At 44.1% G+C, this 11680-nt stretch carries 8 protein-coding genes and 1 pseudogene; 5 read left to right on the top strand and 4 right to left on the bottom strand.

Annotation, left to right across the window (positions count from 1 at the left end; translation table 11 throughout):
• The first annotated feature begins 83 nt into the window (after nt 1-83).
• The 5 genes from nadK to tmpT all read left to right on the top strand — a co-directional run bounded on the left by nadK (nt 84) and on the right by tmpT (nt 4954).
• Nucleotides 84-959, top strand: a complete 876-nt coding sequence (gene nadK, locus MHM87_RS16280; protein ID WP_014948959.1) for an NAD(+) kinase — start codon at nt 84-86, stop codon at nt 957-959.
• Nucleotides 960-1218: 259 nt separating this feature from the next.
• On the top strand, nt 1219-1728 hold the full coding sequence (gene dps / locus MHM87_RS16275) for a DNA starvation/stationary phase protection protein Dps (RefSeq protein ID WP_014976104.1): 510 nt from the start codon (nt 1219-1221) through the stop codon (nt 1726-1728).
• A gap of 300 nt (nt 1729-2028) precedes the next feature.
• Nucleotides 2029-3714 (top strand): DNA repair protein RecN, encoded by a 1686-nt coding sequence (gene recN, locus MHM87_RS16270; RefSeq protein ID WP_239260232.1) that lies wholly within the window; start codon nt 2029-2031, stop codon nt 3712-3714.
• Nucleotides 3715-3838: 124 nt separating this feature from the next.
• Nucleotides 3839-4195 (top strand): outer membrane protein assembly factor BamE, encoded by a 357-nt coding sequence (gene bamE / locus MHM87_RS16265; protein ID WP_012517879.1) that lies wholly within the window; start codon nt 3839-3841, stop codon nt 4193-4195.
• Between the two features lie 105 nt (nt 4196-4300).
• Nucleotides 4301-4954, top strand: coding sequence for a thiopurine S-methyltransferase (tmpT, locus tag MHM87_RS16260; protein ID WP_239260230.1), 654 nt, complete (start codon nt 4301-4303; stop codon nt 4952-4954).
• A gap of 120 nt (nt 4955-5074) precedes the next feature.
• On the opposite strand, the gene MHM87_RS16255 is transcribed toward tmpT, so the two are convergent.
• From MHM87_RS16255 to MHM87_RS16240, 4 genes and pseudogenes are all read right to left on the bottom strand, one after another.
• Entirely contained in the window at nt 5075-6385 is a 1311-nt protein-coding gene (locus MHM87_RS16255) for an HlyD family type I secretion periplasmic adaptor subunit (RefSeq protein ID WP_239260228.1), read from the bottom strand.
• A gap of 2 nt (nt 6386-6387) precedes the next feature.
• Entirely contained in the window at nt 6388-8070 is a 1683-nt protein-coding gene (locus MHM87_RS16250; RefSeq protein ID WP_239260225.1) for a type I secretion system permease/ATPase, read from the bottom strand.
• Between the two features lie 43 nt (nt 8071-8113).
• The gene (locus MHM87_RS16245) at nt 8114-8809 is read right to left on the bottom strand and encodes a hypothetical protein (RefSeq protein ID WP_239260223.1); all 696 of its coding nucleotides are present in this window, start codon (nt 8807-8809) and stop codon (nt 8114-8116) included.
• Between the two features lie 212 nt (nt 8810-9021).
• A pseudogene (locus MHM87_RS16240) lies at nt 9022-11680 on the bottom strand (hypothetical protein); the annotation flags it as partial.

The raw sequence follows: 11680 nt of genomic DNA, 5'->3' as shown, positions 1-11680 counted from the left end.
GCTGTGTGCCGTTTAACGCTTTTCTTTTGCAAAAAACCTGTGCTAATGTCCAACCATTGGAAATGAAAGGACATTAGCATTCCATGCCCTATCAAACCGTTGCTTTAATTGGAAAACCTCAGCACGCTGCAACCCACGACAGCCTGAACATTCTTGCCGAATATTTATTGGCAAAAGGCTGTAAATTATTGGTTGAGGAAAGTATTGCTGAAGAACTTGAAACCGAAAACTTCAAAAGCTGTAACCTTGTCACTATTGGCAAAGAGGCTGACCTTGCCGTTGTGGTAGGCGGTGACGGCAGCATGCTTGGTGCAGCACGTGTGCTCGCTCGCTTTGACATTCACGTTGTCGGTGTAAACCGCGGAAATCTCGGCTTTTTAACTGATATCCACCCCGATGATATTGTTCAACAACTTGACCTTATCTTTAACGGTGAATGCGTAGTAGAAGAGCGCTTCTTACTAGAAGTAGAAGTTTATCGACACGAAAAGCTTAAAAGTAACAACTCTGCTGTAAACGAAGTGGTGCTTCACCACGGAAAAGTTGCCCATATGATGGAATTTGAAATTTACATCGATGAGCAATTTGTATTCAGTCAGCGCAGCGACGGATTAATAGTAGCCACACCTACAGGTTCAACGGCTTACTCTTTATCAGCGGGCGGCCCTATTATTATGCCCAAGCTAGATGCACTTACGTTGGTACCCATGTTTCCTCACACACTGAGCAGCCGTCCAATCGTTGTTGATGCTGACAGTCAGGTATCGATGAAAGTATCAAAGGTTAATAGTGACTCGCTACAAGTGAGTTGCGATAGCCATATTGTTCTGCCGGTGCTACCTGGCGATGAAATTCGAATAAACAAAAGCGTAGACAAACTCCATCTTGTTCACCCTAAGGGCTACAGCTACTTCAATGTACTTCGTAAAAAGTTAGGTTGGGGTAGTAAGCTTTACTAACCTCCCTGCTCCATTTAGTTGATTCCATGTGCATTTATTACATAAGCCTGTAGCATTTTCTTGATTGCTACAGGCTTGAAAAATAAAGATTTTTTAATCTTCTCTAATTTCCTTAACGAAAACCAAGACTTATAGAAATATAAGTTTTCGGCATACCTGTTGCACCTATTACAACAAGTCGTCAGCACAAGGTCTTTGTTATTTGGCCTAAATGATGTTTCGCATCCCGCTGACTTATTTGCATTCAATAGGAGATATCATGAGTAACACCAATATCAAATTTACAGCCCCTGGAATGGATAATGATGCAGCTGCCAAAACAATCAAGGTATTGGATCAGCGATTGGTTGCACTATTAGATTTACAGTTAACGTTGAAGCACATTCATTGGAATGTAGTAGGACCAAATTTTATCGGTGTGCATGAAATGTTGGACCCGCAGGTAGATGCGGTACGCGAAATGACCGACACAATTGCAGAGCGAATTGCTACATTAGGTGGCGTACCGAAAGGTACACCAAAAGCCATTGTTGAAGGCCGCAGCTGGAACGATTATGAATTGGGTAAAGGTTTAGTACTTGACCACCTTAAGGCGCTGGATGCCGTATATGACGGTGTAAATGGTGACCATAGAAAAGCGTTAGAGCTTTTAGGTGAAATTGACCCAGTATCGGAAGATATGATCACCGGCCAACTTGCAGATTTAGAACAGTTCCAGTGGTTTGTGCGCGCGCACATTGAGTCTGGCAGCGGTGAACTACAGCAATAGAATACATTCACTGTGTTTGCAGATTGTGATTCGAACTATCTGCAATAGATTAAAGTTGTAATGTTAAGGAGAGCTTCGGCTCTCCTTTTTAAGTTTTCCCTTCGCGGCGAATCCGAATTATCGGTTATTCATAACCCACCCTTAAAAGATCGAACCTATACAATTGATTTTACGAATATTATTATCGACGCCGGTTGTTTTTAAATAAATTTTTTGCGACTTAACTTTACACAACACAAATACTGTATATATTATCAGTTACTGTATATATCATCATGTTCAACTTATTCGAGTGTGGTTATGTTAGCGCATCTTTCTATTTCAAATTTTGCTGTTGTAAAACAATTATCGGTTCAACTGGAAAACGGGTTGACTGCTATAACCGGTGAAACCGGTGCAGGTAAATCCATCGCCATTGATGCTTTAAGTTTGTGCTTAGGCGAGCGCGCTGATGCCAATGCGGTGCGAAAAGGCAGCGCAAAAGCGGAGATCATTGCTCACTTTTCTCTAAACGGCAATGTATTAGCTAAAGCCTTCCTCGATGAACATGAGCTCACCTCAGATGAAGATGAGAATAGCTGCTTTATTCGCAGAGTTATTTCAAAGGAAGGCCGTTCAAAAGCTTTTATCAACGGTATTCCCGCCTCACTTCAGCAGTTAAAAGGCTTAGGCCAGTTTTTGTTGGCCATTCACGGTCAAAATACTCACCTACAGTTGCTGAAAGAAGACCATCAAAGGGAATTCGTCGATGGTTACGCTAAGCACAACGACATATTAGTGCAGGTTAGAGAAACCTACTCTCTTTGGCGTGATAAGCAGCGCACGTTAAAGGCGCTTCAAGAACAAGCCCAGCAGCGCGAAGACAGAATTCAGCTGTTAACTTATCAGGTTCAAGAACTTGATGAATTCGCCATTGAAGAGGGTGAATTTGAAGAGTTAGAAATAGAGCACAAACGCCTGAGTAACGGGCAAAGCCTTTTAGAGCAAGCACAGACTAGCGTATACAATTTATATGAAAGCGATGAAGGCAACGCACTGTCAGTTATACAAAGCAGTATTGAACGTTTAGGCGAATTAGAGGCGCACGACGCTAGTTTAACGCCAATCATTGCAATGCTTAATGATGCAGCAATTCAAGTAGAAGAAGCGGCAGGAGAGCTACGTAGCTACTGCGATCACTTAGAGATCGATCCACTTCGCTTACAGCAAGTTGAGGCGCGCTATGCGAAGGCGATGGAACTTGCCCGTAAACATACTGTGATGCCAGAGGGACTTTATCAGCATCACCAAGAGCTAGCCGCCGAATTCAATGCTTTATCGGAACAGGAAACACTGTTAGGTACGCTTGAAGGCGAAGTAGAAGAAGCACGAGCAACGTATTTAACCGCGACCAAAGCGCTTTCTGAGAGCAGGCAACGTGCTGCTGGTAAGCTAAGCGAAGATATTGAAGTGCAAATTCGCCAAATGAATATGCCCCACGCAAAAGTGGATATTCAGATTCAATACGACGAACTTAAGAAGCCGGTGAGCACAGGTCTAGATACCGTAGAATTTAAAGTGTCTACCAACCCTGGTCAAGATGCAGACAAATTAGAAAAAGTCGTATCAGGTGGTGAACTTTCTCGTATAGGACTGGCTATTCAGGTTATCGCGAGCGGCCATCACGCTACCCCTACTATGATTTTCGATGAAGTCGATACGGGCATTAGCGGCCCAACAGCATCAATCGTTGGCGGGCTTTTACGTAAATTAGGTAAACAATCGCAAGTAATGTGTGTTACCCATCTACCTCAAGTAGCGGCACAGGCACATAATCAATTGTTTGTTACCAAGCTTACCGACGGGGAAAGTACTGAAACCCAGATGTTGGCGTTGACGAAGCAAGACAGGATCGATGAGCTTGCAAGACTATTAGCCGGTGATAAAGTAACCAAGTCGGCGCTAGCGAATGCAAAAGAACTGCTTAAAAGCGCAGCATCGAACTAAAATGCAGTTGATTGGTCATAGTTGTCAATGTAGCATGCCTTCGCGCTTGCAATAAAACAGTCTCGAAATTCGCTTTAGCGAAGTTCATTGACACTAACAAAGGCAATACTGGACAAATTAACGCATGAAGTTGCAACACCTATTAGTAATTCTTGGTATCACACTAACATCAACCGCTTGCTCGAACTGGATTTATCGAATCGACGTTCCTCAAGGAAACTTCCTTGATCAAAGAGATGTGGAAAAGCTGCGCGTTGGAATGACAAAAGAACAAGTTATTTATGTACTAGGTAACCCTGTTGTTCAAGACTCATTCGACGATGACACTTGGTACTACGTTTACGATATGAAGCGCGGTATGAAAAAGCGTGGTGAAGATTTTCAAAAGCAAATGGTGATTAACTTTGTAGACAACAAAGTGACAACGGTTGAAGGTGACTTCGAGTTATCTGAAGACTTCAATACACCGCTTGATAACTAATTTTGTTTAAAAGGTAGCGTTTCTCGCTACCTTTTTTGTTTCTAATACCCTTCATAAAAACGTCTGTTTTTTTAGAGATATATCGCTTACTTACTTGAGGTTTATATGGAACATAGTTTTTGGCACAGTAAATGGCAAAAGAACGAGATTGGATTTCACGAACCTGAAGGCAATGCACTTTTAGTAAAGTATGCGTCTTTTCTGTTTGGCGACGATAGTTCTAGCACATCTTTAAAGCGCATTTTTGTACCACTATGTGGAAAGACCCGTGATATTGGTTGGTTACTGGCTCAAGGTTGTGAAGTGGTTGGTGCTGAGCTAAGCGAAGTGGCTATTATACAGCTTTTTGAAGAGCTGGGAGCCGAGCCTACCGTTACCCCAACAGCAAAGGGTAAGGTTTATGCTAAAGACGGCTTAACCATACACGTGGGCGATATTTTTAAACTCACATCAAGCGACATAGGTGACGTTACAGGTGTTTACGACAGAGCCGCTTTAGTTGCACTGCCCAGTCCGCTTCGCGAGCAATACGCTGCGCATTTAATGGCCATTACTCAATGCGCCCCCCAGCTAATCATTTCTTTCGAGTATGACCAGAATGAAATGGCCGGCCCTCCCTTTAGCGTAAACGAAAAAACCGTCGACGCTCTTTATTCAGCGGACTACAACATTCAAAGGTTAGAGCGCTCGGTGCTTGAAGGCGGTTTGAAAGGCAAAGTAGACGCTGATAATTTGGTGTTTCAATTACTCGCTAAATAAACTTATTTTGCATTGAAACTCACAAATACTTGACTGAAGCGTTAGCAACTTGGCTGTTTAAAAATCGTTTTATTGTTGAGTGACGTTAAGCGACACGAAAAAACCTGTTTACGTGAGGGGTTATTTTTCTCGCCATGCCCGATCAATAGTGTCGGAAAGTGGTTGAAGTAAATATTCTAGAGCGGTGCGCTCACCGGTTTGTACAAACACTTCTGCTGGCATCCCGGGAATAAGACCTTCTGAAGGAAGCTTCGCAAGCTCTTCTGCTGCTATACTTACGCGAATGATGAAATAAGTCATACCCGAACGCTCGTCTAACATGCTGTCAGCTGAGACATACTGAAGCATTCCTGTCAGTTCAGGTGTTGTCCTTTGCTGAAAACCAGAGAGTTTGACTCGTGCACTTTGCCCCACCAGTAAGTCATCTACATCCGTAGGTAATACTTGTCCTTCAACAATAAGCGCGTCATTGTCTGGAACAATCTCCATGAGCAATTGCCCTGGGACTACTACTCCTCCTTCGGTATGCACATTTAAACCTACAATTAACCCATCAACAGGGGCTTTAACGACCATTTGTTGCAGGTGGTGTGTTGCAGCATTAGCACGCTCTTGTAAATCAATGATCTCTGACTCAACATCTTGCAGTTCAGCTAACACCTGCTCATGGAAACTGCGCTTCACTCTGATAAGCTCTAAGCGCTTTTCATCAATACTCGCTTTCGCACTGGCAATGGATGAAACAAGTTCGCCAGCCCTTCCCTCAAGTTGGGCCAAATTCCTTTCTAGCTCAAGCAGACGCTCATTTCCTACTAACCCTCTAGCTTTAAGGTTTTTAAGGTTGACCAGTTCGTCTTTACTTATTTCTATTTGGGTTTGAGTAGAGGCTTGTTGACTTTCAAACCCCGATATTTGTGATTTGAGGTTTTCAATTTGTTGATGCAGAATTTCTTGTTGGGACACCTGAACAGAACGCCGAATCGAAAATAAGGATTGCTGAGCGTCAATCAGGCTATTTTTATCTTCATGCTCTCTATGTAAAAACCGCGTGAAATCGGGCTGGTCAGTATTGTCCCTCTCGGCTTGTAAACGACTACGTTTCAACTCTGCTGTGAACAGTGCCCCCGCGACTATTCCTAATGAAGACTTTGCTTGAACGGGATCTAAAATTACCAATGTATCGCCCTTTTTCACGCTCTGTCCGTCAGAAACCAATATTTGATTAACAATGCCTCCGTCAAGGTGTTGAATTTGTTTACGGTTGGAGTCTACTTTTAGTTGACCTACTGCGATAATAGCACTGGCGAGTTTCGCTGAAGACGCCCAAGCCGTCGCTCCTACAAGAAATACCAGTAAGATAGTCAGGCCAGACACAATGGGCCCTTTCAGTGATGTCTTAATTTTAGGTAAATCGTCGTTAGCTATATTCATTTTTAGGTACCTGTTTTTTGAACAGCAGGCCTGACGAGTTTAGCCATGATTTCATTGGTGGGGCCAAAAGCAGCAAGCGCACCGTTTTGCATGACTAATAACTTATCCGTTAAGTTCATGAGAGCTGGGCGATGCCCTATCACTAGAACTGTAGCGCCATGTTCCTTCAGCGCTTTTACCGCAGCAGCGACGGTACGTTCCGCTTCTGCGTCTAAAGAAGACGTGGGTTCATCAAGTAGAATGAGCTTTGGCAACCCAAAAACTGCCCGCGCTAGCGCTATTCTCTGCCTTTGCCCACCAGACAAAACGTCATCAAAGTTATCAGCAGCGAAGTTATAACCATTATCCAAGCTAAGGATCATTTCATGTACACCTGCAAGCTGTGCTGCCTGCATAATTTCGTTTGGATCTGCATCGGTGAAGCGGCTGATGTTCTCCGCAATCGTTCCAGGAAAGAGCTCTACGCTTTGAGGTAAGTAACCTATATGTGGCCCTAGTACTTTTCTGTCCCATTGGGAGTAAGTCGCTCCATCAAGGCGAATTTCACCGTGATTAGGTTCATAAAGCCCTAAAAGCAATTTTCCCAAAGTACTTTTACCCGCTGCATTAGGCCCTGTTATTCCAATGACCTCACCCGGATTTATCGTTAAGCTTACATCTCTTATCAGCGGCTTTTCACTGTTCGGAAACTGAAAAATAACGTTTTGAACGGTCAACTTGCCTTTTGGTTCTGGCAAAGGCAGCGGCTCAGTCAAGGGGGGTAAATTATTTTGATATTCTAGTAATCGTTCCCTCGCATCACGGGCAGCAATAACCAAGCGCCATCCAGTTATAGAGGCTTCAATAGGTGCTAGGCCTCTTCCCATTACAATTGAGGCGGCAATCATCACACCAGGTGAGGATTCTTGCTCAATTACAAGGAATGCTCCCATTCCCAAAATACCTACCTGGAGCGCAAACCTCAGGCCTTTAGATATTGCCGAAATACCGCTACTACGGGAATTGGCAAGGCCTCCAAAACTCAAGCTTTTTAAATGAGGAATATTCCATTTAGCAAGAATATGACTGCTCATCCCCATTGCATAAACTGCATTCTGGTTTTTTCCGCACACATCCGTATAGCGATGAGCCTGGCTAGATGCATTTTGACTGTCTTTTTGCGCGACACGGGTCATCTTCTCGCCTAAAAGCGCCAAGCTAAAAAGTACAATAGCGCCTGCCAGCGCAATATGCCCTAACATGGGGTGGAGTATATAGATTAACGCTAGATAAAGCGGTGTAAACGGTGCGTCCATTATTGCAGTGAGTGCCGGCGATGAAAGAAAACTGCGCACGGTGTCTACATCACGTAGTGGCTGGCTATGCCCTCCCTGTTCAATAATGTTTTTAAATAAGTAACCGCTCACTGTTTTATCGAAAGCATTACCTAAACGAGTGAGTAAAATCCCGCGAACGATGTCTAACGTGGCCAACACAATCAGTGCAACCAAAGCAAAAATAGTCAGGAAAAGTAGAGTGGCATGACTGCCTGAAACCAATACTCGATCATAGACCTGCAACATGTATAGAGGGGAGACCAGCATCAACAGATTAATGGCTAAACTAAACAAAAAAACATAAAGGAGCGCTGACTTAATATTAGCCAACGCTTTGTTCACAGGCATCAATCCATTGCCATTCTTCATAGTCACTGTCCGTAAAGATTAAGGCGTGCTTAGATTTGGCGTTTTACACTCTTCTTCGAACAAGCATCAATATCAAACCTAGTGACAATATTGACAGCGCTGAAGGTGCATTAGCTTGAACGACTGGATCGTACTCTATTTGAAATGCCAAATCGACATCAAAACCGTATAAGTTTACTGCTCCCGATGGGGAGAATGAATTCAGTTGCATTCCGGGTGCACCAAAGACATTTGATGTCGCAGCATTAACCCAACCAAAAGCATAATTATTGTTATTTATTAAATCGGCACCAATATTTAGAAAATAATCGCCCGGCCCTAATTCGAAATTAACCAGTTCAATTTCATGTAGAAACATTCCGGTAACCCCAGCAACAGCTTCTTTGGTGAAAATTCCCCCCGGACCAGAAGCGCCTGTCGCACTAAATAATGGCGTGTTATGGTCAAATCCCGGTTCATTTTTAAAAAGCCTAAGTGAAATGAAGTCACTTGCAAGACCGAAAGCTGAATTTTCGATAGACCAGAAGGTAATCTTGGTAATTGAGGAAGTTTGTGACAGAAAGAATTCATCTAATAATGATGGGGGCCCGAAGTTTGTATCCGCAACAGATCCGACAGCTGCTGGAAAGTTGACGGGGGCGTTAGTAATCAACGCTGCGTTCGCTTTTGAAGAACTCAAACTTAGTATACACAGCAGTACGGTCAACACTAATCCATACTTTGAACACGAATGTTTCATATATCTTCCTTAATCTCGGTGTTATTTGCTATCTAACTAACCAACTATAAGTCTACATACAAAACGTTACTGCTTGTTTGCAACCGCGTGACCTTACTACCTTGTAGTTTTATTTTAGCAATTATTAAGCCACTAAAATTTCATTTAAAATTCAATACGCTAAAAATAAAGTTGGGTGTCGCCACCCAACACTGTATAAAAACCAGACACCTTTATCGAATCAAGTAATCGTCATATTGCGTAAACTGCAAATCACTATCCTCGAACTCTAACGCAAGTTCAGCATTTATTGCCTGTTTTTCATCGCAAGCAGTAAGCGCTGCCGACTGCTTGCCTCGTTGTAAAGCGTAATTCAGCGTCATCGCTTTGCTCATACCAGCACTATCCGTTGATAGTTGGGCGAAATCAAATTCAACATTGCCCTCAACTTCGGCAGACAAAGACAAACTGCTCTCGCTAGGCGCTCCTTGGGCTTCTATCAAGTCAGGCACCACTGGCAGTGTTGAAACCATATCGTCTTTGACCTCTATAGATTCTTCTTCAAGTTGAGTCAGCGTGACTTCACCCGTTGTTTCCAGCTCGTTCGATACTGCGGCTTGGCTTTCATCTTGCTCATCGTCAGATTCAATCGGATCTGATATCACAGGTAATGTAAACATAATATCGTCATCGATTTGAATGACTTTCGCTGTTGGATCAAGCAGTGACACTTCATCACCATAAACCGCTTCACCAAAGCCTACAGATACGCCTTCATCTGGTTCCTCATCCGAGTCGATGGGTTCTTCCACCACCGGCAGTGTTGAAACGATGTCTTTTTTGCCTTCGAGTGCCTTAGCTGACTCGGGACCAACATCGTTTGTATTCGCCGCGTTATCGCTTGGGTTAGATGACACTTTTTCGCTGTCATTTTCATCTGACTCAACAGGGTCTGATACTACAGGTAACGTTGACATCACGTCTTTATCATGAGCTGGTAGTGCCAGCTCCTGCGTGTTGTCCTTATCGCCTGCTGCAGCATCAACATCTAATGCCATTACAGATGCTCCAACCAACCTTACTGGGGTAGGCAATATCGACTTAACGTCATTTTCAGTTGTTTCGGGAATGGTTACCACATTTGGCAGCGGTGTTACCCTTGAACTATTGTCAAATTCATCAGCTGGGTTAATTAATTCTGGTGTAGGTAGAATGGCCATCATAGCGTCCTGCGTTACTTCTAAAGTACTGTTAGCGACGTTTGCGACATTGTCATTCCCACGGAACCCCACTTGAATAGCGTCAATGAGTAATTCACTGCCTGTATTAGCCTCTCCTGACGCTGCAACTCCACTGTCGTCAGCATAACTTCCATAGACAAATTGTCCGTTGACATCATAAGCGCCTGCGGTAACCACAAAGTAGTCGAATGCACTTTGAGTAGTAAAGTTCATTGAGACCTCACCACTAGCGCTACCGGTAACCAAATATTCATCAACTAGGTTACCGCTTTCATCAAAGAACTGGACTCTGGCTTGTTCATCAAGATTTCCTGATTCATTAGCATACAAATCAGTAAAGATAATTTCGCCACTCATCGCTGATGTATCAATATCGAACCGAATTCCCTCGGTACCGTCTAACTGCTGGAAGAAAGAGCCCGTTTGTGATGTGCGCCCAGATACACCTAAGTGTCCGAAAGCAACATCTTGCCCCTCAATACGCCAAGAGTCCCAACCAACGAAAGACATTGCTGACCATGCTTCATTTAGATCGGCGGTATTCGATTTGTGCGCCAATGTAATTCCTTCATCGGTCCAACCATTCTGCCACGCATTTGGATCGAAAAAATTAAAGAAACCAGGAACATCACCAACACGTGTACCAACGTCTACATCATCTACAACACCCACATCATATGTGCCAGACGCAGTGACAAGCTGAACACTAACTTCGTATAGACCAAGGTCACCGTACTCGTGTAACAAAGCGCTTGGATCGTTAAAGCTTTCAGACGTGCCATCCCCCCAATCGACTATCACTTCCAAGACATCCTCATCACTGGATATTTGCAATTCAAGCTGTACTTCTTGGTCGCGAAGGGTAAATTCCTGAATAGACCCCGTTGCCGTAGGTTCGCTGATTTCTTCGTTTACCGTTATTGTGGTGATGGCAGCAACAAACTCTCCATCTTCATCAGTAATAAGGAGCTCTATGGTTGGGTTAGTAATTGTTCCGTCATAGCTATGAACGTAATCCCCTGCTCCGGTGTAAACAGAAGTTGTTCCATCTCCCCAGTTAATGACGGCATCTGAAATAGTATCGTCACCTGGATCGACCACCTCTCCAAAGTTGATAGTAAACGGTGCATTAGCATCAACGCTCGCGTCCGATGAAACTGACGTAGCCGGCGCTACATTGTTGATGGTGACATCGACGGTGCCTGCGTCAAACGTGCCTTCGTCATTCACGATCTGCACACTGATAGTGGCACTACTGTCACCATCTGCGAAGGTATGAGTAACATCACCTAGCTCAGTAACCGACTGCACCGTAGAGCCATCACCCCAGTCAATAAGGTATTCGGACACAGGATCATCACCGGGCTCTACCAAGTCTGCTAACGTGAGGGTGTACACACTGCCCTCGTCTGTCTCACTAGCGCCGCTTACGGTGATGGATGGTGCGACGTCGTTCACTGCAACGCCAAGGCTTGCTGCTGTATAGGTGCCGTCTTCATCGGTTACTATCAAGCTAATAACTGGCGCGCTATTGCCATCAGCAAAGGTATGGCTGTAATCACCCGCTCCTGTGTAGGCTGTGGTCGTGCCATCCCCCCACTCTATAACCGCATTGGTCACCGTGTCATCGCCAGGATCAAGGATGTCGCTA

The sequence above is a fragment of the Alteromonas sp. Cnat3-28 genome, from assembly GCF_022348265.1.
Lineage (GTDB): Bacteria > Pseudomonadota > Gammaproteobacteria > Enterobacterales > Alteromonadaceae > Alteromonas > Alteromonas macleodii.
Note: the sequence above shows the minus strand (reverse complement) of the source record. Positions and strands in the feature narration are given on the sequence as shown.

Coding starts and splice junctions, on each gene's coding strand:
- tmpT (WP_239260230.1), top strand. CDS start 4,301: ATGGAACATAGTTTTTGGCACAGTAAATGGCAAAAGAACGAGATTGGA.
- nadK (WP_014948959.1), top strand. CDS start 84: ATGCCCTATCAAACCGTTGCTTTAATTGGAAAACCTCAGCACGCTGCA.
- MHM87_RS16250 (WP_239260225.1), bottom strand. CDS start 8,070: ATGAAGAATGGCAATGGATTGATGCCTGTGAACAAAGCGTTGGCTAAT.
- bamE (WP_012517879.1), top strand. CDS start 3,839: ATGAAGTTGCAACACCTATTAGTAATTCTTGGTATCACACTAACATCA.
- recN (WP_239260232.1), top strand. CDS start 2,029: ATGTTAGCGCATCTTTCTATTTCAAATTTTGCTGTTGTAAAACAATTA.
- MHM87_RS16255 (WP_239260228.1), bottom strand. CDS start 6,385: ATGAATATAGCTAACGACGATTTACCTAAAATTAAGACATCACTGAAA.
- dps (WP_014976104.1), top strand. CDS start 1,219: ATGAGTAACACCAATATCAAATTTACAGCCCCTGGAATGGATAATGAT.
- MHM87_RS16245 (WP_239260223.1), bottom strand. CDS start 8,809: ATGAAACATTCGTGTTCAAAGTATGGATTAGTGTTGACCGTACTGCTG.